General features: G+C 69.3%; 23 protein-coding genes. 12 read left to right on the forward strand and 11 right to left on the reverse strand.

Annotated features, from left to right (window positions below):
• Positions 1–187 precede the first annotated feature (187 nt).
• Positions 188–1,831: a tannase/feruloyl esterase family alpha/beta hydrolase gene (locus ACIHAO_RS09390; protein WP_396556173.1), complete on the forward strand. Its 1,644-nt coding sequence runs from the start codon at positions 188–190 to the stop codon at positions 1,829–1,831.
• A gap of 133 nt (positions 1,832–1,964) precedes the next feature.
• On the opposite strand, the gene ACIHAO_RS09395 is transcribed toward ACIHAO_RS09390, so the two are convergent.
• The 4 genes from ACIHAO_RS09395 to ACIHAO_RS09410 all read right to left on the reverse strand — a co-directional run bounded on the left by ACIHAO_RS09395 (position 1,965) and on the right by ACIHAO_RS09410 (position 9,224).
• Positions 1,965–2,627, reverse strand: coding sequence for an ABC transporter ATP-binding protein (locus tag ACIHAO_RS09395; RefSeq protein ID WP_396556175.1), 663 nt, complete (start codon positions 2,625–2,627; stop codon positions 1,965–1,967).
• Positions 2,627–3,319 carry an ABC transporter ATP-binding protein gene (locus ACIHAO_RS09400; protein WP_125787667.1) on the reverse strand — a complete coding sequence of 231 codons (693 nt, stop codon included), beginning with the start codon at positions 3,317–3,319 and terminating at the stop codon, positions 2,627–2,629. The genes ACIHAO_RS09395 and ACIHAO_RS09400 overlap by 1 nt, the downstream gene beginning before the upstream one ends.
• Positions 3,312–5,888 carry an FtsX-like permease family protein gene (locus ACIHAO_RS09405; protein ID WP_396556177.1) on the reverse strand — a complete coding sequence of 859 codons (2,577 nt, stop codon included), beginning with the start codon at positions 5,886–5,888 and terminating at the stop codon, positions 3,312–3,314. Before ACIHAO_RS09405 ends, ACIHAO_RS09400 begins: the two co-directional genes overlap by 8 nt.
• A gap of 147 nt (positions 5,889–6,035) precedes the next feature.
• Entirely contained in the window at positions 6,036–9,224 is a 3,189-nt protein-coding gene (locus ACIHAO_RS09410; protein WP_396556179.1) for a BTAD domain-containing putative transcriptional regulator, read from the reverse strand.
• Positions 9,225–9,307: 83 nt separating this feature from the next.
• Between ACIHAO_RS09410 and ACIHAO_RS09415 the strand changes: the two genes are divergently transcribed.
• Positions 9,308–10,183 (forward strand): NAD(P)-dependent oxidoreductase, encoded by an 876-nt coding sequence (locus ACIHAO_RS09415; RefSeq protein WP_396556181.1) that lies wholly within the window; start codon positions 9,308–9,310, stop codon positions 10,181–10,183.
• 9 nt (positions 10,184–10,192) lie between these two features.
• Positions 10,193–11,053, forward strand: coding sequence for an NAD(P)-dependent oxidoreductase (locus ACIHAO_RS09420; protein ID WP_396556183.1), 861 nt, complete (start codon positions 10,193–10,195; stop codon positions 11,051–11,053).
• 93 nt (positions 11,054–11,146) lie between these two features.
• Here the strand turns inward: ACIHAO_RS09420 and ACIHAO_RS09425 are convergent, their stop codons facing one another.
• Positions 11,147–12,028 (reverse strand): LysR family transcriptional regulator, encoded by an 882-nt coding sequence (locus tag ACIHAO_RS09425; RefSeq protein ID WP_396556185.1) that lies wholly within the window; start codon positions 12,026–12,028, stop codon positions 11,147–11,149.
• A 79-nt stretch (positions 12,029–12,107) separates the two neighbouring features.
• On the opposite strand from ACIHAO_RS09425, the gene ACIHAO_RS09430 reads away from it, so the two are divergent.
• Positions 12,108–13,010 (forward strand): EamA family transporter, encoded by a 903-nt coding sequence (locus ACIHAO_RS09430; protein WP_396556187.1) that lies wholly within the window; start codon positions 12,108–12,110, stop codon positions 13,008–13,010.
• Positions 13,007–13,627, forward strand: coding sequence for an NAD(P)-dependent oxidoreductase (locus tag ACIHAO_RS09435; protein ID WP_396556189.1), 621 nt, complete (start codon positions 13,007–13,009; stop codon positions 13,625–13,627). The genes ACIHAO_RS09430 and ACIHAO_RS09435 overlap by 4 nt, the downstream gene beginning before the upstream one ends.
• Here ACIHAO_RS09435 and ACIHAO_RS09440 read toward each other — a convergent pair.
• Positions 13,611–13,865, reverse strand: coding sequence for a hypothetical protein (locus ACIHAO_RS09440; RefSeq protein WP_396556191.1), 255 nt, complete (start codon positions 13,863–13,865; stop codon positions 13,611–13,613). The two genes, ACIHAO_RS09435 and ACIHAO_RS09440, sit on opposite strands and share 17 nt — an antisense overlap.
• A gap of 61 nt (positions 13,866–13,926) precedes the next feature.
• Here ACIHAO_RS09440 and ACIHAO_RS09445 point away from each other — a divergent pair, with 61 nt between their 5' ends.
• Together ACIHAO_RS09445 and rraA are read left to right on the forward strand one after the other, a co-directional pair.
• Entirely contained in the window at positions 13,927–14,526 is a 600-nt protein-coding gene (locus ACIHAO_RS09445) for a TetR/AcrR family transcriptional regulator (protein ID WP_396556193.1), read from the forward strand.
• A 13-nt stretch (positions 14,527–14,539) separates the two neighbouring features.
• Complete coding sequence (gene rraA / locus ACIHAO_RS09450; protein WP_396556195.1) at positions 14,540–15,025, forward strand: ribonuclease E activity regulator RraA; 486 nt, start codon at positions 14,540–14,542, stop codon at positions 15,023–15,025.
• A 6-nt stretch (positions 15,026–15,031) separates the two neighbouring features.
• Here rraA and ACIHAO_RS09455 read toward each other — a convergent pair whose 3' ends face one another.
• Positions 15,032–15,925 carry an NADP-dependent oxidoreductase gene (locus tag ACIHAO_RS09455; protein ID WP_396556197.1) on the reverse strand — a complete coding sequence of 298 codons (894 nt, stop codon included), beginning with the start codon at positions 15,923–15,925 and terminating at the stop codon, positions 15,032–15,034.
• Positions 15,926–15,995: 70 nt separating this feature from the next.
• Here ACIHAO_RS09455 and ACIHAO_RS09460 point away from each other — a divergent pair, with 70 nt between their 5' ends.
• Positions 15,996–16,577 (forward strand): TetR/AcrR family transcriptional regulator, encoded by a 582-nt coding sequence (locus ACIHAO_RS09460; RefSeq protein WP_396556199.1) that lies wholly within the window; start codon positions 15,996–15,998, stop codon positions 16,575–16,577.
• Here the strand turns inward: ACIHAO_RS09460 and ACIHAO_RS09465 are convergent.
• The 4 genes from ACIHAO_RS09465 to ACIHAO_RS09480 are packed head-to-tail and all read right to left on the reverse strand — an operon-like array spanning position 16,561 to position 18,665.
• Complete coding sequence (locus ACIHAO_RS09465; RefSeq protein WP_396556201.1) at positions 16,561–17,022, reverse strand: hypothetical protein; 462 nt, start codon at positions 17,020–17,022, stop codon at positions 16,561–16,563. The genes ACIHAO_RS09460 and ACIHAO_RS09465 overlap by 17 nt on opposite strands.
• A 43-nt stretch (positions 17,023–17,065) precedes the next feature.
• Entirely contained in the window at positions 17,066–17,677 is a 612-nt protein-coding gene (locus tag ACIHAO_RS09470) for a class I SAM-dependent methyltransferase (RefSeq protein ID WP_396556203.1), read from the reverse strand.
• A gap of 11 nt (positions 17,678–17,688) precedes the next feature.
• Positions 17,689–18,330: a cation transporter gene (locus ACIHAO_RS09475; RefSeq protein ID WP_396556205.1), complete on the reverse strand. Its 642-nt coding sequence runs from the start codon at positions 18,328–18,330 to the stop codon at positions 17,689–17,691.
• Positions 18,327–18,665, reverse strand: a complete 339-nt coding sequence (locus ACIHAO_RS09480; RefSeq protein ID WP_396556207.1) for an ArsR/SmtB family transcription factor — start codon at positions 18,663–18,665, stop codon at positions 18,327–18,329. Before ACIHAO_RS09480 ends, ACIHAO_RS09475 begins: the two co-directional genes overlap by 4 nt.
• A 457-nt stretch (positions 18,666–19,122) precedes the next feature.
• Between ACIHAO_RS09480 and ACIHAO_RS09485 the strand changes: the two genes are divergently transcribed.
• Genes ACIHAO_RS09485 through ACIHAO_RS09500 form a run of 4 tightly spaced genes read left to right on the forward strand, consistent with a single transcriptional unit; the run spans position 19,123 to position 24,017 of the window.
• A complete protein-coding gene (locus tag ACIHAO_RS09485) occupies positions 19,123–20,544 on the forward strand; it encodes a family 2B encapsulin nanocompartment shell protein (RefSeq protein WP_396556209.1) in 1,422 nt (473 codons plus the stop codon).
• Positions 20,541–21,929, forward strand: a complete 1,389-nt coding sequence (locus ACIHAO_RS09490; RefSeq protein WP_396556211.1) for a family 2B encapsulin nanocompartment shell protein — start codon at positions 20,541–20,543, stop codon at positions 21,927–21,929. Before ACIHAO_RS09485 ends, ACIHAO_RS09490 begins: the two co-directional genes overlap by 4 nt.
• A 53-nt stretch (positions 21,930–21,982) precedes the next feature.
• Positions 21,983–22,846, forward strand: coding sequence for a geranyl diphosphate 2-C-methyltransferase (locus ACIHAO_RS09495; protein WP_125787649.1), 864 nt, complete (start codon positions 21,983–21,985; stop codon positions 22,844–22,846).
• Positions 22,847–22,871: 25 nt separating this feature from the next.
• Complete coding sequence (locus ACIHAO_RS09500) at positions 22,872–24,017, forward strand: family 2 encapsulin nanocompartment cargo protein terpene cyclase (protein ID WP_396556213.1); 1,146 nt, start codon at positions 22,872–22,874, stop codon at positions 24,015–24,017.
• Positions 24,018–24,097: the final 80 nt, after the last annotated feature.

Raw genomic sequence — 24,097 nt, forward strand, 5'->3', positions numbered from 1 at the left:
CTTTCTCGCAGGGGGACCGGTGACGCCAAGAGAGAAAAACTCGCTTGTGACATCGATGTCAAGACACCCGGACAAACCTGGCCCGAAGTGGACAACCCGGATGCCCCCAAACCTGGTGGACAACGGACGGGAGCGGGGCCAGGGTGAATGAGCCAACTGAAGCCGATCCGGAAACTGGGGTGGGGAAATGCGGCGGTTGTCCATGCTCGGCGTGGCAGCGCTCATCACGGCAGGCTCGATACTCACGGCTCCGGCGGCCACCGCCGGCGAAACGACCTTCCGCCCGGTGCGCACCTGCGCCGATCTCGTGCGGACCTACGACCTTCCCGGCGCGGTCACCCACGTCAAGACCGCGACCGTGGTGCCGGCGACGGCGACCGAACCGGAGAACTGCGACGTCCGCGGCCACGTCGAACCGGCGGTGCAGTTCCAGCTACGGCTGCCGACCAAAACCTACGCGGGCCGGTACCTGCAGTTCGGCTGTGGCGGGTTCTGCGGCGTGGTCAACACGCCGCCGTTCGCCGACTGCGGCCTCCCGCACGGCGGCGACGTCGCGGTCGCGGCCACCGACGACGGTCACGTCGGCAAGACCCCTTTGGTGGTCGAGGACGGCAAGTGGGCCGAGAACGACCAGGCCGCGCGTGACGACTTCGCGTTCCGTGCGCCGCACGTGGTCTCGAAGGCGTCCAAGCGGCTGATCGCGGCGTTCTACGGCGCTCCGCCGAAGAAGTCCTACTTCAGCGGCTGCTCCGACGGCGGCCGCGAGGCGCTCCTGCTGGCCCAGCGCTACCCGCACGACTTCGACGGCATCGTCGCCGGCGCGCCCGCCGGATACTGGGGCCCGCTGCTCGGCGTCTACCAGACCTGGCTCGCGAAAGTGAACACCGGCGCCGACGGCAAGCCGATCCTGACCGCCGGCAAACTCCCGGCCCTGCACGCCGCCGCACTGTCCACATGCGACAAGTCCGACGGTCTCGGCGACGGCGCCATCGACGATCCGCGCACCTGCCGCTTCGACCCGGCCACCATCGCCTGCCCGCCGGGCACCGACAACGCCGGCTGCCTCACCGCGGCACAGGTCCAGGCCACCAAGAAGATCTACGCGCCGCCGACCGACGAACGCGGCCGCAAACTGTACCCGGGCGGCCAGACCGTCGGCTCCGAGCTCTCCTGGTACGGCTGGATCATCCCGTCACCGGAAACCGGCGGCGTCCCCTTCGCGCAGGCGCTCGCCGACAACTACCTGAAGTACATGGCCTACCCGATCGGGACACCGCATTCGTCGGTCGAGAAGTTCGCCTTCACCGCACGCGAATTCGACCGGCTGACCCCGGAAGGCATCCGCTCCAACGCGATGTCGACGGACCTGCGCGAATTCCGCCGTGCGGGCGGGAAACTCGTGATCTGGCACGGCTGGGCCGACCAGGCGATCCCCGCCGCGGGCAGCATCGACTACTACCAGCGGCTCACCCGCGCCAACGGCGGCCCCGCCGCGACGCAGAGCTGGGCGCGGCTGTTCATGGTGCCCGGCCTGTACCACTGCGCGACCGGCGACAAGCTGACCGAGTACGACCCGCTGAAGGAACTGGTCTCCTGGGTCGAACGTGGCACCGCGCCGGACCGGACCACCGCCACCGGCCGCGACGCCGACGGCAAGGTCTTCCGCACCCGGCCGGTGTTCCCGTATCCGCTGCAGGCCAAGTACGACGGCACCGGAAGCGTCGACGACGCCGCGAACTTCGTGCCGGTCCCGCCGTCGCGGCCTTCGCAGGACGTCGTGAACTGGGCCGGAAACGACCTGTATGGGAAGGCGGGCCCTGTCGCTCCCTAGGGGCCTTCACACGCGCCCCTGCCAGGAAACGCTCACCGGTGCGTGTTCCGTGAAGGCCTCCTTGAGGGACTCTGGGTCCCTCAAGGAGGCCTTCACGGAACGACCACCTGGCAGGACACCGCCCAGTGACCGGTCAGGAAAGAACGCCGTCCAGCAGGCGGACCCGCCGGTCCGCGATCCGGTGCACGTCGTCGTCGTGCGTCGCCACGATGACCGCGGCGCCCTCCTCGGCGCACCGCCGCAACAGCCGAAGCACGCGTGGCGTGCTCCCGGCGTCCAGATGCGCTGTGGGTTCGTCGGTGAGCAGGACCCGCGGCCGCCCGCTGACCGCCCTGGCGAGCGCGACCCGCTGCTGCTGCCCGAACGAGACCTCGAGCGGGTAGCGGTCGCCGAGTTCACCGATCCCGAGTTCCTCCAGCAGCCCCGAAACCCGCGCGTGGATGTCCTTCGCGCTGGGTTTGGGGACGTCGGAGCGGAGCCGCAAGGGCAGCGCCACGTTCTCCGCGATCGTCAGTTCGTTCGCGAGGCCGAGTGCCTGCGGCAGGACGGCGCACGTATGCCACGGCGGCGCGCCCGCTATCGGGATGCCGTCCAGCAGGACACTGCCGGAATCGGGCGAGTCGAAGCCGCACAGCAGCGCCAGCAGCGCGCTCTTGCCGGAACCGGACCGGCCGGAGACGGTGACCAGCTCGCCCGCGGCCACGCTCAGTTCGAGCCCCCGCAGGACTTCGACGTCGCCGCTGGGATGGGGGAACCGGCGGCGTAACCCGACGGCCTCGAGGGCGGGTTCCGCCATCACGGCACGACCTCCCGTTCTTCGACTTTTTCCAGTCTGCCCTTGTGCATCCGGGCGACCCGGCTGCCGAGTTCGATGAGCCGGTCGTCGTGTGAGGCGACGATGACGGCGAAATCCTGGCCCGCCAGGTACTTCAGGGTGTCGAGCACCCGGTCGGCGGACCCTTCGTCCAATTGGGACGTCGGCTCGTCGGCGAGGACGACGGTGGAGCGGCGAGCCAGGGTGCAGCCGAACGCGAGCCGCTGCTGCTGCCCGCCCGACAGTGCCGAGATCCGCCAGCTGCCGGTCCCGCCGAGACCCAGCTGATCGAGGATGTCGTCGGGCAGGCATTCGGTCCCCGCCGATTCCGCCGCCGCGCGGAGGTTGTCGGCGACGCTCAGGTACGCGAGCAGGTTGTCGGTCGGGTTCTGGAACACCAGGCCGAGGTGGTTCCGCCGCAGCGCTCGCCGGTCGCGATGCCGAAGCTTGCCGGTTTCGGTGCCCTGGAAGGAGATCGTGCCCCGCACGGGCTGCTCGAACAGGCCGAGCGTCCGCAGCAGGGTGGACTTGCCGGAGCCGGACGGCCCCGCCAGCACGGTGATCCCGCGCGCGGGGATGTCGATGGTGACGTCGTCGACGCCGGTGACGGTACCCGCCGGGGTCTGGTAGTCGACGCCGATCCCGCGCAGCCGGAAGATGGGTTTCTCAGGCACGGATCAACTCCGCGGTCCGGGCGGTGCGCACCGAGCGCATCGCGATCCAGCCCGCCAGCGCCACGACGAGCACACCGACGGCGAGAACGGTCAAAGCGAGCGGGGTCGGGTCCGGCAGCGCCGACTGGGGCGGGAGGAAGGTCGCCGGATCGAAGCGCGGCACCGAAAGCCCCGCGACCGAGACACCGCAGACGACGCCGATGACCACGGCGAGCCCGCTGAGCGCGCCCAGTTCCATCAGATGACTCGCCAGCAGGGCACGCGGCCGCATCCCCATCCGCAGCACCAGCGCCCCGGCCAGCGCGTTCTGGCGCCGGCGGACTTCGACCGCGACCAGCAGCGACAGCACCGCCACCACCCCGAGCACGGCACCGAGGAGGGCCATGAACGAGAACGTCCAGGACACGACGTAGAACGGGAGCGCGTCGAGTGCGGACTCACGGGTGACGCGGTTGACCGCCGTCGCCACCCCGACGGAGCTCAGCGCCTCGGTCACCTGGGTCATCGACGAGCTGGACAGCACGCTCCATTTGGGCACGCCGCGCAGCTGCGCGGCGCCGAGCGAATCCCGGGAGATCACGTACCCGGCCTTGGTGCCGATGATCGGGAACATCGGCAGTTCGCCGATCGCCCTGGCGTTCCCGAGGCCGGCGGGCAGCGCGGTCTTCTGGGCCGCGTTGTTCCCGATCCTGATCGCCGGGACACCGGCGCCGGCGCTGGACAGGCCGCTCAGCAACCGGTCGACCTCGGCGCCGTCGAGCGGGCCGAGCGTGGCGGCGCGCCGGAACGTCCGCGGGTCCACGACCAGCACGACATTGCCGGTGCCGGTCAGCTCGCCGACGATCGTGGTGGTGTCGCCGACCGAGGCGGGCAGCCGGACCTGTCCGGTACCGACGACGCTTTCGGTGTCGACCCTCGTCTCTGCCCCGACGAAAATGGCCGACTTCGTCTGCAGCGCCTCCTCCTGGCCGCGGGCGATGCCGATCCCGGTCGCCAGTGTCCCGATGGCCAGCGTGCCGATCACGAGCACACCGGTGACCGGCGCGCGGGCGCTGGCGAGCCGCCGGATGGCCAGTTGCAGCGCCGGCCGGGACCACAGCCGCGCGCGATGCGACGCGTGCAAGGCGAGCCAGGCCAGCCGTGCGGCGATGAGCCCGACGGTGAGCACGACGAACACCGGGTACGTGAGCGCCAGCGGGTCGACCTGGGGGAGCGGGTTGCCGATCCGGGACCCCTTGCTGTAGTCGACCAGCCGGTTCCAGCCGAGCAGGGCGACCCCGGCGGTGAGCAGCTCCCACGGGAAGAACGCCAGGATCTTCACCCGCCGACGGCCTCCCGAGCGGACGCGGCCGAGTTCGAACTCCCGGTGAGTGCGGACCGCGATCACCCCGGCGAGCAGCGCGAGCGAGACGAGCAGGATCGCGGCCGCGACGAGCGACCCCCACACCATCGCCCCGTCGTCCAGTTCACCTGGTGGTCCGTACACCCCGAGCAACAGCCGTGCGAGGACGCCGCCCGCCGCTCCACCGGCGACGATGGGGAGCCCGAGTTCGGCGACCGCGAGCAGGCCCAGCGCGCCCGGGCCACTGCCCCGGGCGGACAGCAACCTCAGCTGCGGGTGCCGCCGCTGGTACCACTGCAACGCGACGGTGCCGATCCCCGCGCAGCCGACCAGGATGCTGATGGCCGCGAGCGGCAGGATCGAGATCAGGACATTCGATTCGGCCTGGTTGCTGATCTCCACCGAACGCTCGAACGGCAGCGAGCCGACGATCGCGTCACCGAGACCTCGGGCACCCAGATCCGCCTTGACCGCGGCGATGAGGGCCTTCGAACGTTCCTGCAGGTCTTCGGCCTCGCTCACGGTCTTGGGAGGAGCCTCGTAGAACGACAGGTGCAGCGTCTTGATCACCGGGATGCCCAGCGCCCGGACCGTGTCGTCGAAGGTCTTCCCGTCGGTGGCGAACATGACCGAGTCGAGCGGGTCGTTGGCGAGCCTGCTGACGACGGCGTTCCGCTGCTGCGAGCACCACCAGCGCGGCGCCGGGTCGGCAAGGTCGCGGTACAACCCGGTCACCGGGGGCAACGGGGTGCCGCGGACGCTCGGCGTGGTCCCGGTTTTGATCCCTTCGGCGCCGGCCACGACGGTGCCGAGCCAGAAACCGGCGCTCGCCGACCCGTCCGTCAGGTCGAGATGGCCGGGAAGAGCCTGATCCCGGTGGGCGAGCACGACCTTGTAGTTCGGGTCGCCGTTGAACTCGGTGCCGGTGAGGTACGGCGTGTACCGGGAGGTGACCGGCGCGGCGAAACCGTGCGCAGGGGCGTTGCGGCGGACCGAGTCGACGACCTGCGGAGCGACCGAGGCGGGGACGTTGTCCTTGCTGAAGACGGGGCCGTAGTAGTCCGGGCACGCGATGCCGGACTGGTACGTCACCGCGGCACCGCCCGCGGCCGAGGCCTGCAGGATGGCGGCGGTGCCGAGGAAACAGGCCAAGAGGGCGGTCACCGCGGCGATGATCAAAGTCAGGGGACTGGTCAGTGCCGCCCTCGGAGCCGCTCGCCACGGCATTGTCACCCTGGGCCCGCCGGGAGCCCCCCACCTCACCCGCATGGATACGCACGCTACCGGTCGGGGCGCTTGGGCGACAGAAAGAAATCACCGTTTGTTGCCGATGTGAAGAAAGGCCTGGTCCATTGTGGTGATACGGGTGCGCGCCTACTGACTGTCGGTCACCAACTGATCGATCGGTGTCCTCTCGCCCGCCGCGTGCTCCGCCGAAAACGCGGTTTCTCCGAGCGCCGCCATCACGACACCGGTGATCCTGTCGACGTCGCCGCGTTCCCCCTTCGCCAGGGGAGCGCCCACCGATCGCCGCGAAGCCGCCGCAGCACCCAGCAGCCGCGCGGCCGCGCGATACGAGCCGGCTGCCGCTTCCGCCCCGGCCAGACCTTCCAGACCGAGGGCGATCGCGCGGGGATCCTCGCTGTGCCGGGCGATCGCGAGGCCGTCCAGCTGGAGCCGCTTCGCCTTCGCCGCGTCTCCGCGTTGCTCGGCGATGAACCCGAGCTCGGCGAGGATGAGCGTGCTGCCCGCTTCGGACTCCACGCGGCGATGCCAGTCCAGTATGGACAGCAGCCGCTGTTCGGCCTCCTCGAACAGCCCCTGACGTCGCTCGCCGAGCGCGAGCCCTGTCTCGGCGTAGACCTCGCCGGGTTTGAAACTGTGTTCGACGGCCAACGTCCTGGCCCGCTCGTGAAATTCCTTCGCCCCCTCGAAGTCGCCCGTGAGCATTGCCGTGCGGCCCAGCCAGGACAGTTTGTAGGCGACCTCCGGCCACAGCTCCAGTTCCTCCGCGCGGCGAAGGCTTTCCCGATGGACACGGGCGGCGTGGTCGTAATCCCCGGCTATCGACGCCAGCACGCCGACGACGAACGACGCTTGAAGCCAGCCCCAGCGTTCGCCGAGCCCGTCGAAGATCCCGGCGCTCTGAGCGGCGATCCGGCCGGCCCCGGTGAGGTCCCCACCGGCGATCAGATGGGTCGCCCGGTCGCTCAGCGCGGCCGCGGCGCTCCAGTCTTCACCGATGTCGCGGGCGGTTTCCAGCGCGCCGAGGGTGAGTTTCTCCGCCCGGCACAGGTCGCCGATCGTGGACCACGCGTAGCCGAGGAACCACAGCGTCCGCGCCCGTGCGACGGGATCGGCGATACCCCACACGGCGTCCTCCGCCGCACCCTCGGTGCAGGTGCCGTCGAGGACGGCGATGCCGGTGCTCCAGCCGAGAGCCTGCGCGTACTCGTCGCCGGTGTCGATCTCCGTGTCGAGTACCAGGTTCAGCGAGCGACGGGCCTCGCTGAGCCGTCCGCGGAGGAACCAGAACCAGGTCGTCGCGTTCACCAGCCGCAACGCGAGTCGGTGTTCTCCCAGCCTCAGCAGCGTTTCCAGCGCGCGCCGGGTGTTGGCGCCCTCGGCGTCCAGCCTGTCGAGCCAGCGCCGCTGCTCCTTCCCGCGCAGCCCCGGGTCGCCGCGTTCGGCCAGTTCGACGTGGAAACGGGCGTGCCGCAAGGACAGTTCGCCGAGTTCGCCTGCCTGTTCGACGTGTTCCAAGGCGTACGCCGAAACGGACTCCAGCAGCCGGAACCGCGGTTCGCCGGATCTGCCCGGCCTGCTGACCACGAGCGACCTGTCGACGAGCCGGGACACCAGGTCCATGACGTCGGCGGCGGCGATCCCGCCGCCGGCGCACACCGACTCGGCCGCGTCGAGCCCGCAGCCTTCGGCATGGACGGCGAGCCTGCGCAGGACGATCTGCTCGGGCTCGGAGAGCAGGCTCCAGCTCCAGTCGATCATCGCGCGGAGCGTCTGCTGGCGGCGCGGCCCGCCCCGCCTGCCCGAGGACAGCAGGCCGAACCGGTCGTCGAGGCGGGCGAGGAGTTCGTGCACGCCGAGCGTCCGGACCCGGGTGGCGGCGAGTTCGAGCGCCAGCGGGATGCCGTCGAGCGTGCGGCAGATGCGGGTGACGACGGCCGCGTTCCCGGCGTCCAGCGCGAACCCCGGAGCGGCCGCCGCGGCACGGGCGGTGAACAGCCGGACCGCGCTCGATTCCCGCACGGCGGCGAAATCAGCGTGCTCCGGCAGTTCGAGCGGCGGCACCGCCCAGACGTTCTCACCGGGCAGCCCGAGCGGTTCCTGGCTGGTGGCGAGCACACGCAGCCGCGGCGCCGCCGCGAGCAGCCGTTCCACCAGCGCCGCGACCGGTTCGACGACCTGTTCGCAGTTGTCCAGGACGAGCAGGATCTCCTTGTCCCGCAAGGCATCGGCCAGCGACTGCGTGACCGACTTCGCCGACGTGGCCTCCTCGCGGAGGTCCAGCACGGCCGCCAGGACGACGGCGACGAGGTCCTCGGGCGGGCACGTCGGGCACTCGACGGTGTCCAAGCCCGCGAGCTCGACGAGCCAGGTGCCGTCGGCCATCGCGTGCTTCGAGGCGGCCTCGATGGCGAGCCTGGTCTTGCCAACGCCACCAGGGCCGGTGAGAGTGACCAGCCGCGCGTCGGTGACGAGCGCGCCGACCTCCTTGACCGCCGTGGTGCGGCCGATCAGTTCGGTGAGTGATTCCGGCAGGTTCCCGCGCACCGGCTCGGCGGCGCGGACGGGTTCGAGATCCGGACTGCGGGTGAGGATCGCCTGGTGCAGGGCCGCGAGGTCCGGCCCCGGTTCGAGACCGGACTCGTCACGCAGACGAGCCCGGAGCTCGGCGTAGGCCTCCAGCGCTTCGCTGTGCCGCCCGGCGGCGTACAAGGCGCGCATCAGCAGGCCGCGGAGCCGCTCGCGCAACGGCTGCCGCGACACCAGCGCCGCCAGTTCCCCGGTGAGGAGGCCGTGTTCGCCGAGCGCGAGCCGGGCTTCGGCTCTGTCCTCTTCGGCGAGCAGCCTTTCCTCCTCCAGCCGCTGTGCCGCGGCCACGGCGAAGAGTTCGTCCTCGAATCCGGCGTACGCGGGACCTCGCCACAAGGCCAGCGCGTCCGCCAGCAGCGCGGCCCGCGCGCGCGGATCGACGGTGTCACGGGCGCGGGCGGTGAGCGCGCGGAACCGGTGGACGTCCAGGTCACCGGCCTTGACGGCGAGAACGTACCCGGCCGGTTGGTGCGTCACGATCTCCCTGGCGCCCGGCTCGGCCCGATCCAGCGTCCGGCGCAGCTGGGAGACCTTGGTCTGCAGGGTGTTGCCCGGATTGCCCGGCGGATGCTCGCCCCACAGATCGTCCGTCAACGACGGCACCGACGCCGCCCTGCCCTCCCGGCTCAGCAGCGCGGCGAGCAGGAGGCGGACCTTGGCCTCGGGCACGACGACGGGCTCGCCCGCGGTCGTCCACGCGGCGAGCGGTCCCAGCACTCCGAAACGCACGAAACCGACGTTAGCGCGGACCACTGACAAGACCGTGCGTGGACCCGCAGCGATCCGTGCGCGGGCGGCGGCACGGTGGTCCCATGAGCGAACACGGCAAGACCCCGGTGACGGTACTGGGGCTGGGCGCTATGGGAACCGCGCTCGTAGAGGCACTACTGGCCGCGGGACATCCGGTCACCGCGTGGAACCGGACCGCGAGCCGCGCCGAGGCGGTGGCGGCGAAGGGAGCTTCGGTCGCTTCGACCATCTCGGAGGCTCTCGCGGCGAACGACATCGTGATCGCCTGCCTGCTCGACTACGACTCGGTGCACGAGGTCCTCGACCCGGTCGCCGCCGAGCTCGCGGGACGGCAGCTGATCAACCTGACCAACGGCACCCCCGGCCAGGCACGCGAAATGGCCGCCTGGGCCGAAGACCTGGGCGCGGCGTACCTGGACGGCGGGATCATGGCGGTCCCGCCGATGATCGGCTCACCCGAGGCGTTCATCTTCTACAGCGGCTCGGGCACCGTCTTCGGCCGGGCCCGCACCGCACTCGACACCTTCGGCGGCGTCAACTACCTCGGCGCCGACCCCGGGCTGGCGCCGCTGTACGACATCGCGCTGCTCAGCGGGATGTACGGGAACTTCATCGGCGTCATCCAGGCCTTCACCCTCATCGGCTCCACCGGAGCCAAAGCAAGGGAGTTCGCTCCGCTGCTTCGCGGCTGGATGGACGCGATGAGCGGCTTCCTGGAGCGCACGGCCGAGCAGATCGACGACGGCGACTACGTGACCGGCGTCGTGTCGAACCTCGCGATGCAGGCCGCGGCCTTCCCGAACCTGGCGAAGGCCGCGGAGGAACAAGGCGTCAGCGCCGAGTTGCTCGCGCCGCTCCAGCCGCTGATGGACAAACGAGTCGCCGACGGACACGGCGCCGAAGACCTGATCGGCGTCATCGAACTCCTCAAGAAGTAAGGAAACACAATGATCACACTGATCGGGCTCGGCCCGATGGGACAGGCCATGGTCCGGGTACTCCTGGAGAACGGCCACGGAGTGACCGTCTGGAACCGCACCGCCGCCCGCGCGGACGGCGTGGTGGCGGCCGGTGCCGTTCGCGCCGAGACGCCGGCGGACGCGGTGGCGGCGTCGGAGCTGGTGCTGCTGAGCCTCACCGACTACGCGGCGATGTACGACATTCTCGGCAAGGCCGAGGATGCCTTGGCGGGCAAGGTGATCGTCAACCTCAGCTCGGACACCCCGGAGAAGACCCGCGAAGCCGCCGACTGGGTCAAGGCCCGCGGCGGGCAGTTCATCGCGGGTGGCGTCATGGTGCCGGCCCCGCTGGTGGGCAAAGAGGAGGCGTACGTCTTCTACAGCGGCCCCACCGACGTGTTCGAGAAGTACCGGGACATCCTGGCGCTGATCGGGCGGCCGGACTTCCTCGGCGAAGACGTCCGGCTGGCACAGCTGTTCTACCAGGCGCAGCTCGACATCTTCCTCAACGCGCTTTCGGCGTTCCTGCACGCGACCGCGCTCGTCCGCTCGGCCGGAGTGCCGAGCGCGAAGTTCGTGCCGTACGCCAAGGAGAACTACGCGATGATGGGCTTCTACCTGGAAGCCGCCGCGGAGCAGGTCGAGAAGGGCGAGCACCCCGGCGACGAGGCCAACGTGACGATGATGGGCGCGTCCGCCGACCACATCGTGCAGGCGAGCCGGGACGCCGGGATCGACGTCGTCCTGCCGGAGGCGATCAAGTCGCACTACGACCGGGCGATCGCCGCGGGACACGGGCGCAGCTCGTGGACCAGCCTTTACGAGATCATCAAGGAAGGGCGCGAGTAGTCGCCTGACTCACGGCGCGCATTGCCGGTCCGTGATGCCGCCCGCGTTCCGTGAAGGCCTCCTTGAGGGACCCAGAGTCCCTCAAGGAGGCCTTCACGGAACGTCCCCAACGACACCCAGTACGTCCAGGAACGCTTTCGCGGCCGGAGTGACCGTGGAGCGGTTCCAGACGAGGTGCTCGATCCGCGCGGGCGCGTCCCGCACCGGCACGGTGACGACGTCGGTCAGGGCAGGCACGTACTTCGACGGCAGCAGCGCCACACCCAGTCCCTGATGGATGAGCCGCGCCATGAAATCGGCGGCCGTCACCTCGAAGGCCACCTCCCGCGTGATCCCTGCCGCGGCGAAGGCCTGATCCGTCTGGGCCCGTCCCGCCGACCCGGTGGGGAAATCGACGAAGACCTCGGTCGAAAGCCGCTGCAAGTCCACTTCGGACTCGACGGCGAGAGGATGCCCCGGCGCCACCACGGCGATGAGATCGTCGCGGCCCAGTTCGCGGGTGGCCACACCCTGAGGCCGGTCGGACACCGGGAGGCCGAGGAACGCGACCTCGATCGCCCCGTCCTTGATCTGCTCCACCAGCTTTTCGCTCGCCCCGACCCGCAGCCCGATCCGGACGTGGGGATACCGGCCGCGGAAGGTGTGCAGCGCTGCCGGGACGTCAACCGCCGCGACGGTCGGGATGACGCCGACGGTGAGCCGTCCGCGGATCTCGCCGACGGCCGCGGCGACCTCCGAACCGGCCCGTTCGGCGGCCTCGAGACATTGCCGGGCAGCGGGCAGGAACGCTTCGCCCGCGGCGGTCAGCCGCACTCGGCGGCTCGTGCGCTCGAACAGCCGCGCGCCGAGTTCACGCTCCAGCCGCGCGATCTGGTGACTCAGCGCCGACTGCACGACCAGACAGCGTTCCGCGGCGCGCGTGAAGCTGTTCGTCTCCGCCACCGCCAGGACGTACCGCATCTGCTGAAGCTCCATGGATCCATCTTGAATCACGATGGATCAAGTGACAAACATGTGTTGGACTCATTGATCGTCGGAGCCCAAGCTGAAAAGCGTGAAAACGCTGACGACCACACCCCTCGCCGCCGGTCTCGCCGGTACCGCGCTGACCGCCTTCGCTCCCATGGTCTGGGGAACGACCTACGTGGTCACCACCGAACTCCTCCCGCCAGGGCATCCGCTGTTCGCCGGACTCATGCGCGCCCTGCCCGCCGGACTGATCGCGCTCGCCATCACCCGCACCCTCCCGCGCGGAACGTGGTGGCTGAAGGCAGCGGCGCTCGGCGTCCTCAATATCGGGCTGTTCTTCCCCTTGCTGTTCGTCGCCGCCGAACGGCTGCCCGGCGGGGTCGCCGCCACCCTCGGCGCCGCCCAGCCGCTACTCGTCGCGATCCTCGCCGTGGCGGTGCTGCGGCAGAGCCCGTCCGCGTGGCGATTCGCCTGGGGGATCGTCGGAATCGTCGGTGTCGGCCTGGTCGTGATCGGCCCCGCGGCGGGCTTCGACCTCGTCGGGGTCCTCGCCGGACTCGGCGGCGCCGGCACCATGGCGCTCGGTGTCACCCTCACCAAACGATGGGGACGCCCGGCCGACGTCGGGCCGACCGCGTTCGCCTCGTGGCAGCTCACCGCGGGCGGGTTGTTCCTGCTGCCGGTGACCTTCCTGTTCGAAGGCGCACCGCCCGCCATCGACCTGGACGCGGCTCTCGGTTACCTCTGGCTCGGCCTGATCGGCGGCCTGCTCGCCTACGTCCTGTGGTTCCGCGGCATCACGTCCCTGCCGGTCACCTCGGTCGCGGTCCTCGGCCTGCTTTCGCCGATGGTCGCCGCGGTGCTCGGCGCCGTGCTGCTCGGACAGTCGCTCGGCCCGGTCCAGCTCGCCGGTTTCGCCCTCGCCCTCGCCTCGATCGTGGCCGGCCAGATCACCCCGAAGACCAAGACGGAAGGCATCGTCCGATGAAGATCGCCGTTGTCGGAGCGTCGGGAATGGCAGGCTCCCGGATCGTCGCCGAGGCCGTTTCGCGCGGGCACCACGTCACTGCCGTCTTTCGCCGCACCGCACCGGAATCCCCGCATCCGGACGTCGACGTCGTCCGCGGTGACGTCACCGACGTCCGTCACATGAGCGCGGTTTTCGAGGGAGTGGACGCCGTCGTGGGCGCGACGAGACCCGCGCCCGGCGCCGAAGACACGGTCGCCGCCACGATCACTGCTCTGCTCGACGCCGCGGCGGGCACGCGTGTCCTGGTCGTCGGCGGCGCCGGGCCGTTGCGGTCGCCGTCCGGTGGGCTCGTGATCGACGACCCGGCGTTCGTGCCGCCGGCGTGGCGGACCATCGCCTCGGCCAGCCTGAGCCAGCTCCAGGCATGCGAGGCCCACGCGGGCGACTGGGTCTACCTCAGTCCGCCCGCGATGCTGGAGCCCGGTATCCGGACCGGGGCCTATCGGCGGGGCACGAAGACCATCGTCACCGCGGAGGACGGTTCGTCCGGGATCTCGGCGGAGGACCTCGCCGTCGCCGTCGTGGACGAACTCGAGAATCCTGGCCAGGACCGGCATTTCACCGTCGGCTACTGAAGTTGCATCGCCACTTCAGCTCGGGCGGGTCTCCGGGTGATGGCGTCTCCGGACTCCGTTCGGCCTCGATCTGGATCTCGATGTTGGTCTTGTGCGAGATCGGGTCCCAGATCTCCTCGATCGGGGCCAACAGCGACTGGCTGACGCCCGCCCGGCGAGCGCGCGCCGCGTACCAAGCGAATCCGGCCAGGAAGAGGGGAAGGCTGAGAAACGCGGCCACGGGTGCCAGGAACTCCATGCACCGGACGATACAGTAACGTCGTGTATCCAGAAACGTTCTGTTACTGAATTGGCGGGCGATGACCAGGCTGACACGGGCCGAACAGCAGCGGCGCACCCACGAACACCTGCTGGAGGCCGGTCGGCAGGTCTTCTTGCGGCGCGGTTTCCTGGCGGCGACGGTCGAGGAGATCGCGGACGACGCCGGGTACACCCGCGGCGCCGTCTACAAGCACTTCGGCGGCAAGGAAGGGCTGTGGCTGGCGATCATCGAAGCCGGCGCGGAAGGTCACCTCGCGGAGCTGCGGAAAACCCTCGCCCTCGCCACCACCCGGGACGACGTGATCGCGGCATTGGCTCCTGCCGACGTGGTGGACAAGGATGCCGCCAGATGGAGCGCGGCGGCCGCGGAAGTGCTCGCCGCGACGGCACAGCAGCCCGAAACCGCCGCCCTTGTCGCCGCCATCCAACAGCGCCACGACGACGAGGTCGTCGCTCTCCTCGTCGAACACGCGAAGCGGCTCCACCTCGAACCCGCCCTGCCGCTCCATGAGGCCGTCGTGATGCTGGGCGCCCTGGGCATCGGGCTCGCCCTGCGTCAGGCGGTCGCGCCCGCCGCCGACCCCGCCGCCATCCTCACCCATGTGCTGGACTCGGTGTTCCCGCCCGAGGCGACGTGAGAAACTCCAGTGCGTGATCGATTCCTTCACCACCGCCGACCTCGTCGACGAACACGGCGACCGGCTGCGCGTCTGCGACACCCAGTTCCGCCAGTTCGGCGGGCACCGGAAGTTCTCGGGCCCCATCCGGACGGTCTCCTGCCACGAGGACAACGGCCTGGTCAAGAAACTGCTGACCACCCCCGGTGACGGCGGCGTCCTGGTGGTCGACGGCGGCGGCTCCCTGCACAGCGCGCTGACCGGCGACATGATCGCGAAGTCCGCCGTGGACAACGGCTGGGCGGGCGTGGTCGTCAACGGCGCGGTCCGCGACAGCGCCGAACTCGCCGGGCTCCCGCTCGGAGTGAAGGCGCTCGGCACCAACCCGCGCAAGAGTTCCAAGGCGGGCGTCGGCGCTGTCGACGTCCCTGTCGGTTTCGGGGGAGTGACCTTCGCTCCCGGCGACACCCTCTACGCCGATGACGACGGCGTCGTGGTCCTTCCCGCGACCACGGCCTGATCCGGCTCAGACGACGATGACCCGGCGGCCGCGGGTGTGCCCGGCGTGGCTGTCGACGTGGGCCGCCGCGGCATCGGCCAGTGAGTAGGACTTCTCGACCGGGATGTGCAGCTTGCCCCGCGAAATGAGGTCGACTGCTTCGGCCAGCGCGTCCGGCACGCTTCCGGCCACCCCGGAGAACCGGACGCCGAGCTGGGGTGCACTGAGATCGGCGATGGTGAGCACCTTGTCCGGTGCCCCGGTCAGCTCGACCAGTTCGGCGATCACGCCCGACCCCGCCAGGTCGAGAGCCGCGTCGATCCGGCCGAGCCGCCGCACCCGCTCCACCCAGCCCTCCCCGTAGGTCGTGGCGACCGCGCCCAGGCCGCGCAGATAGTCCTGGTTCGCGGCGCCCGCCGTGCCGATCACCGCTATGCCACGCTCGCGGGCGATCTGCAGCACCGCTGAACCGACCCCGCCGGACGCGCCACTGACCAGCAGCGTCTCGCCGGGTCGCACGCCGACTTCGCGGATGAGACGCAACGCGGTCTCGACCACGGAGGGGTATCCGGCGGCCTCTTCGAAGGTGAGTCCCTCGGGCATCACGGCCCATGCCGTCAGCACGGCGAACTCGGCATAGGTGTTCGAACCCTCGCCGAATACCGAGTCGCCGATCTCGACGCCGGCCACGCCATCGCCGACCTCGTCCACCACGCCGGCGGCGTCCAATCCCACGCCGGACGGCAGCACGGTCGGATGGGCACCGAGGACCTGCCCTTCACGCACCCGCCAGTCGACAGGGTTCACTCCCGCCGCCCGCACGGCGATGCGCACCTGACCGGGGCCGGCGTGCGGATCCTCGGCGTCGACGAGCTGCAGGACTTCCGGACCGCCGAACTCGGTAAAGATCACTTTCTTCATGCGACCGACCGTAGCACTAACGGTTAGCGTTTTGAAACCGTTGTTGTTTTGGATCTGCTAGCGTCGCCGCATGACCGTGCCGACCGGACGTCGTGAGCGCAAGAAGGCCGCGACCCGTCAGAAGATCGCCGACACCGCTCTCCGGCTCTTCCTGGAACGCGGATACGACGCGGTGGGCATTCGCGAGGTGGCCGCGGAGGCCGACGTCGCCGTCACCACGCTCTTCTCCCACTTCGCCTCGAAAGAGGCCCTGGTGTTCGAACAGGACGCCGACTTCGAGCAAGGTCTCACGCGCGCGGTCACCGAACGGGCCCCGCACGAGCCGCTCATCCCCGCGTTGCGCCGCGAGATCCACGCGATGGTGCGGCATTGCACGGCGGACGGCGCCGCGCCGATCTGGCGCATGATCGACGGATCGCCGGCGCTGCGGGAGTACGAAGACTCGATGAGGCTGCGCCACGCCGAAGCCCTGGCGGCCGCCATCGCGGCCGATCCCGGCCTGTCCCGGTCGACGACGGCCTGCCGCACGATCGCGCGGTTCGTGATCGACGCCTATTCGATCGGCAGGGAGGCGGCCGATCCCGAGGCCGCGGTGGACGAGATCTTCCGGATGATCGAAGCGGCCTGGGAGACCGTCAGCCCTTCGGCATGAGGCAAAGTTCCCTGGACTGTCCCGACTCGAAGTCGTAGACGACGGGGTTGCCGTACTCGTAACCCGGCACGGACGCACAGTCCGAACCGGACCCGGACGAAAGCTGTGCCATCACCGAGTAGTTGGCCGTGCTGTCCGAACAGTGGACCCGGACGGCGCTGGCGCTGAACTTGCCGTTGCTCCCGGCGTCCTCGTCAGCCGAGATGCAGTCTCCGGCCTGCGCGGAGAACGGGTCGGGATCGACCTCGGGCGCACTACCACCCGGGGCATTGTCAGCGGTGGCGCTGCCACTGGTGGTGATCGCCACGGTCACCGCGATCGCCCCGCCGGTGACGACGAGCGCCGCGGCCGCGATCCCGGCGATCAGCGCGGTGTTCGGGGCCTTCTTCGGCGGCGCGACGGGGTACTGCTGCCAGATGGGTGGCTGTTGCTGAGGGTAGGTCACCTCATCATGATCGGCCGCGCCGATGAAATTCCGATGACACGGCTCATTTGCGGGCGACGAGCCGTTCCACCAGCCCGAGTTTGAACCGCTCCCGGTGCTCCACGGCAAGGCCGAGGCCGCCGATCTTGTCGAGCGGACGCCGGAGGAAGTGTTCGCCCGCCATCGGCACGGTGACCTTTTCGGCGAGCCACTGCAGACCGCGCACGGCACGCGACGAACTCGCGATGTGGTCGAGCAGGATGAGCCTGCCGCCCGGCCGGAGGATCCTGGCCATTTCCCGCAACGCCTTGCCGTCGTCCGGGATGGCGCACAGTCCGAGCGTGCAGACCACGGTGTCGAACGAATCGGCGTCGAAGGGCAGGTCGTGCGCGTCCGCCCGCCGCAGCGTCACCGGATGACCGAGGCGTTCGGCGCGGCCGCGGGCGACGGCGAGCATGCCGTCACTGAGGTCGATGCCGGTGAGCGTGACGCCTTCGGGATAGAGCGGCAGGTTCAGGCCGGTCCCGACGGCGACTTCGAGGACGTCGCCGGTGGCCTGGCCGCAGGCCCACGCGCGGGAATCGCCGAAGAGCTTGCGGTCCAGGAACTGCATCTCCCGGTCGTAGTTCCGGGATTTTCCGTCCCAGTAACGGTTCCATCGTGCGAGCCGGGTCATGACGCTCCCTTTCAACAGCAGTGTTCGCCGCGCCAGGCCTCGCGGCCTTCCTTGATCGCGACCGCGGCGATGACGAGCGCGACCAGCGGATCGGCCCAGTACCAGCCGAAGAGGCTGTTGAGCAGCAACCCGACGAGAAGCACACCGGAAAGATAGGTGCAGAGCAAGGTCTGCTTTGAATCGGCGACGGCGCTCGCGGAGCCGAGTTCGCGCCCGGCGCGACGCTGGGCGTAGGACAGGAAAGGCATCACGAGCAGCGAGATCGCCGCCAGCACGATGCCGACGGGGGAGTGCTCGGCGTGGTCGGCGCCGAACAGGGTGCGTACCGATTCGACGGCGACGTACGCGGCCAGCGCGAAGAAGGAGACCGCGATGACCTTGAGCGCGGTGCGTTCGCGGGCTTCGGGGTCCTTGCCGGAGAACTGCCAGGCGACGGCCGTGGCGGACGCGACTTCGATGATCGAGTCCAGGCCGAAGCCGATCAGGGCGGTCGAGGAGGCGACCGTGCCCGCGGAGATGGCGACGACCGCCTCGACGACGTTGTAGGTGATCGTCGCGGCGACCAGGAGCCGGACCCGGCGCGACAGCGCGAGACGACGATCCGGGTCCACGGTGGACTTCGTGGCGCAGCAGCCGTCCGCGCAGGAACTCATCGGAGCACCTGAAGGGCGTCGTCGTCCACACAGGGCTCGGCGGTGTCGACGGCGAGTACGACCTGGACCAGTTCCCGCAGCGCGCGGGCCAGATGCGCGTCCGCCAGCGAGTAGCGGACCTGCCTGCCCTCGTAGGTGGCCACGACCAGTCCGCAGCCCCGCAGGCAGGCAAGGTGGTTCGACACGTTCGAGCGGCTCAAGCCGAGTTCGTCGGCAAGCCTGCCGGGATAGCTCACTCCGTCGAGCAGGGCGACCAGGATCCGGCAGCGGTTCGGGTCGGCCAGAGCGCGGCCGAGCCGGGCGAGGGCGGCGCCCTGAGTCTCACATGTCAGCACGGATACGACAGTACAGCCACCGCTGACATGTAGGCAACGGGGCTGAAACCGTGACACGACGGAGTGTCCGGCCGCGACCCTCTGTTTCGTCGCTTTCCGTCAAGCCGTCGCCGAACACGGGTGCGGAGGCGACCCGAAAGTGTCCGACGCGTCCACTCCAACGGCCGCATCGCGGGTACACCCGGGAGTTCCGGCACGGCTTCGCATAACACCTCAGAACAATCGCTGGACCGATTGCGTGGCGGCTTTAAAGCGTCGAGTAACGTCGACAAAAGCGTTCCTGTGCAATGGGAAAATCGGCATTCGGGTGGCCTTGACGCATTACCTGAAAGTGCGCTTGTGCGGGAAAAACACCTTGCTATGTTGATCCTGCGGGGCCGCACTTCGGGGTACGACCGGCACGCCGCGACTTGTGGTTCTTGTTTGTCAGCACGACTATCGAAGGGTGGACCTTGCTGTGACCGTGACCGAATCGGGCACTTCCGCCGAAGGTGTCCAAGGGCCGGAAAATCCGCAGCTGAGTTTGGGCCGGGCCGCCGCGCGCAACCTCGCGACCACGACCAAGACCGTTCCGCAGATGCAGGGAATTTCCTCCCGCTGGCTGCTGAAGATGCTCGAATGGGTTCAGGTGAACGGCGGCGCCTACCGGGTCAACCGGCGGCTCAATTACGCGGTCGGCGACGGGCGGGTGACCTTCTCGAAGGCCGGCAACCAGGTGAGCGTGATCCCGGCGGAATTGGGAGAATTGAAGCCGCTCAAGGGATACGACGACGAAGAGGTACTCGTCGAACTCGCCGGCCGCTTCGAACAGCAGGAGGTGGCGGCAGGGGACGTACTCGTCGAATTCGGCCACCGGGCGGATCGCGTCTACCTCATCGCGCACGGCAAGATCACCAAGACCGGCCCCGGCCCGTATGGTGACGAGACCGCGCTGGGCGTGGTCAAGGACGGCGACTATTTCGGCGCGCAGGCCCTCGTCGCCGACGACGGCATCTGGGAGTTCACCGCCAAGGCGGCCACCGCCTGCACGGTGCTCACCTTGGACCGCCGGGACTTCGAGCGCGTACTGGAACAGTCCGAATCGCTGCAGGCCCAGATCGAGCGGGCGACGCAGGACTCCGGACGTGCCAACGACTTCGGCGAGGCCGAGATCGACATCTCGTCCGGACACGACGGCGAGCCGCTGCTGCCTGGCACCTTCGTCGACTACGAGACCTCGCCACGCGAATACGAACTGAGCGTCGCCCAGACGGTGCTCCGGGTCCACAGTCGCGTTTCCGACCTCTACAACCAGCCGATGGACCAGACCGAGCAGCAGTTGCGCCTGACCATCGAGGCGCTGCGCGAGCGCCAAGAGTACGAAATGATCAACAACACGGACTTCGGGCTGCTCCACAACGCCGACTTCACCCAGCGCATCGCGACACGCACCGGTCCGCCCACTCCGGACGACTTCGACGACCTGCTCGCCCTGGTGTGGAAGGAACCCGGCTTCTTCCTCGCGCATCCGCGCACGATCGCCGCGTTCAGCCGCGAGTGCAGCAAGCGCGGCATCTACCCGACCGGGGTCGACCTCGGCGGGCACAAGGTGCCGTCGTGGCGCGGTGTCCCGATCCTGCCGTGCAACAAGATCCCGGTGAGCCAGACCAGCACCAGTTCCGTGCTGTTGATGCGCACCGGCGAGAAGAGCCAGGGCGTGGTCGGCCTGCGTCAGATCGGCCTGCCGGACGAATACGAGCCCGGGCTGAACGTCCGGTTCATGGGCATCTCGGAGCAGGCGATCATCTCCTACCTGGTCAGCACCTACTACTCCGCCGCAGTGCTCGTACCGGACGCGCTCGCCGTCCTCGAAGCCGCCGAACTCGGCCGCGAAGGATGACCGCCGCGACGCCGGAGGCCGACCGGCGGCTCAGTCTCGGCCCAGCCGCCGCGCGGAACCTGGCGACGACCACCAAGACGCGGCCGCAGATGCAGAGCATCACGCCGCGGTGGCTGCTGAAGATGCTGCCCTGGGTCGAGGCGAACGGCGGCACGTACCGGGTCAACCGGCGGCTGACCTACGCCGTCGGTGACGGGCGGGTGACCTTCACCAACGTCGGCACCGAGGTGCGGGTCGTCCCGCAGGAACTCGCGGAATTGGCGTTGCTGCGCGGTTTCGACGACGAGGACACCCTCACCGCGCTCGCCGACCGGTTCGTGCAGCACGAGTACCGGCCCGGCGAGACCATCGTCAGCCACGGTTCGCCGCTCGACGAGGTCGTGCTGGTCGCGCACGGCAAGGTCGCCAAGGTGGCGCCCGGTGAGTACGGCACCGAAGCCGCCATCGGGAGCATGGCCGATGGCGACCACTTCGGTGACGAAATGCTCGCCGGCATCGACCGGAACTGGCCGTTCACCGTCAAGGCCGTCACCCCGGTCATCGTGCTGACCCTGCGCGCCGACGACTTCGCCGACCTCAACGGCCGATCCGAGGCGATGCGCCGCCACGTGCAGGACATGCTGGCACACAAGGGAAAGCCGCAGAACGCCAAGGGCGAGGCCGAGATCGGGATGTCGTCCGGGCACGACGGCGAGCCGATACTGCCGGGCACGTTCGTCGACTACGAGACCTCGCCACGCGAATACGACCTGGCCGTCGCGCAGACGGCGCTGCGGGTGCACACGCGGGTGACCGATCTCTACAACGGGCCGATGGACCAGTTCGACGAGCAGCTCCGGCTGACCGTGTCGGCGTTGCGGGAGCGGCAGGAACACGACCTGATCAACAACCGCGAGTTCGGGCTGCTGCACAACGCCGATCTCAAATCACGGTTCCAGACCCGGTCGGGCCCGCCGACGCCGGACGACATGGACGAACTCGTCAGCCGTCGCCGCAAGACGAAGTTCTTCCTCGCCCATCCGCGCACGATCGCCGCGTTCGGCAGGGAATGCACGCGCCGCAGCCTGTATCCGGAAGGCACCACGGTCGACGGCAAGGTGGTCAACGCGTGGCGCGGGGTGCCGATCCTGCCCTGCGACAAGATCCCGATCACCGACAGCGGCACTTCCTCGATCCTCGCCATGCGGACCGGCGTGGAGGACAACGGTGTGATCGGGCTGCACCAGACCGGTCTTCCCGACGAGTACGAGCCGGGCCTGAACGTGCGCTTCGAGGGCATCAACGAACAGGCCGTCGCCAACTACCTGGTCAGCACCTACTACTCCGCCGCCGTGCTCGTTCCCGACGCGCTCGGCGTCCTGGAAAACGTCGAGGTCGCACGTTGACACCCCGGCCGGCCACGACAACGAACAACAAAGCTTCAGAAAGGACCACACACGTGACCATCGCCCGTACCCCCGCTCCCGCGAAGGTGCTGCGCACCGAGTACCAGAAGTCGGTGGCGTCGTACTGGAACAAGGAGAAGGACCCGGTCAACCTGCGTCTTGGCGATGTGGACGGGCTCTATCACCACCACTACGGGATCGGCGAGGTCGACTGGTCGGTGCTGGAAGGCCCCGAGAACACCCGTGACGAGCGGATCATCGCCGAAATGCACCGGCTGGAGACCGCGCAGGCGGACGTCCTGCTCGACCACCTCGGCGACGTCAAACCGGACGACCGGCTCCTCGACGCCGGGTGCGGACGCGGCGGGTCCAGCATCATGGCCAACGCACGGTTCGGCTGCCACGTCGACGGGATCTCGATCTCGGAGAAGCAGGTCGAGTTCGCCAATCACCAGGCGGACATCAGGGGTGTCGCCGACCGGGTGCGCTACCACTTCCGGAACATGCTCGACACCGGCTTCGAAACCGGTTCGCGCAAGGCGATCTGGAACAACGAAAGCACCATGTACGTGGACCTCCACGAGCTCTTCGCCGAGCACGCGCGACAGCTGGAGTTCGGCGGGCGCTACGTCACCATCACCGGCTGCTACAACGACGTGACCGGTGGCCGGTCCAAGGCCGTCGCGCAGATCGACCAGCACTACACCTGCAACATCCATCCGCGCAGCCAGTACTTCAAGGCCATGACGGCCAACGACCTGGTGCCGATCTCGGTGGTGGACCTGACGCCGGACACGATCCCGTACTGGGAACTGCGGGCGAAGTCTTCGGTCGCGACCGGGATCGAGGGCCCGTTCCTGGACGCCTATCGCGAAGGCAGTTTCCACTACCTGCTGATCGCCGCGGACCGCGTCTGATCCCGCGAGACCATCGGAGTAAGCGATGACCGAACAGGGTGCGCTCGCCACACTACTGGCCGGTCCGAGCGGACTGGGCACGTCAGCCGCTCGGCTGGCGGCCCGGCTGGCCGCTGTTCCCCCGGTGTCGGTGGAGGAAACTCCGCCGCCACCGGAGGAACCCGCTCTCGACCCGTCGTACGCGTATCGGCCGTGGGGCGACGGGTCCGCGCCGCCGTTGTACTGCCCCGTCACCGAACGCATCAACGATCCGCTCGCCGAGGAGGTCGACAGACGGCTGGTCCTGTGGGCGGGGGAGTGCGGGTTCGGCGAGGAGGAATGCGAGCAGATCGGGAAAGCGGGTTTCGGCAGGCTCGTCATGCTCGCCCACCCGGACTGCGAGGATCCCGACAAACTGCTGATCTCCGCGCGGCTCAACGCCGCCTGGTGGGCGGCCGACGACCTCTACGCCGACGACACCTCGCTCGGGGCCGTGCCGGCCGAGCTGCCACCGAAGCTGGCGCTCGCGATGGCCGCCATGGACCCGGTGCCGTCACTGGGCGATTTCAGCCGCGACCTCGACGAAACGCTGCGAAACGACCGGGTCCTGGTGGCCCTCAACTCGGGGACGGACTTCCTGCGGCAAGCCGGGACCGCCGCACAGGTGCAACGGGTCTGCTATTCGACCTTCGCGATGTTCGTGAGCTGGAGCGCCTACGCGGCATGGCGCCACAGCGGGAAATACCCGCCCGCCTGGGAGTACCTCGCGGCCCGGCAGCACGACAGCTTCTACACGTCGATGACACTGATCGACGTCCTCGGCGGCTACGAACTGACGTCGAACCTCTACTACGACCCGCGGGTCCGTGAGGCGGCGATCCAGGCGGGCACGGCTGCCGTGCTGGTCAACGACGTGCACTCGGTCGCCAAGGACCTGGAGGACGAGTCGCCACCCTGCAACGCGGTCCTGCTGATCGCCGACGACCGGAAATGCTCGATCGAAGAGGCCACGGCGATCACCGTCGAACTGCACAACGACGTCGTCCGGGACTTCCAAGCGGCGCACGAGAAGCTGAGCGCCGTGCCTTCCCTTGAACTGCAACGGTTTCTGCGCGGGTTGCGGGGATGGATGGGCGGCGGTTTCGAATGGCACTCGACGAGCCCGCGGTACCGGACGAAGCCCGCGGGGTGACGACCTCGTGAGTGGCAGGGACGGTTATTGAGGGGTAAGGCAAAGGTGGCAGGTTGCGAAAGCCACTTTGGCAACCTTGA

It is taken from the genome of Amycolatopsis sp. NPDC052450, assembly GCF_044547565.1.
In the GTDB taxonomy this organism is placed as follows: Bacteria; Actinomycetota; Actinomycetes; order Mycobacteriales; family Pseudonocardiaceae; genus Amycolatopsis.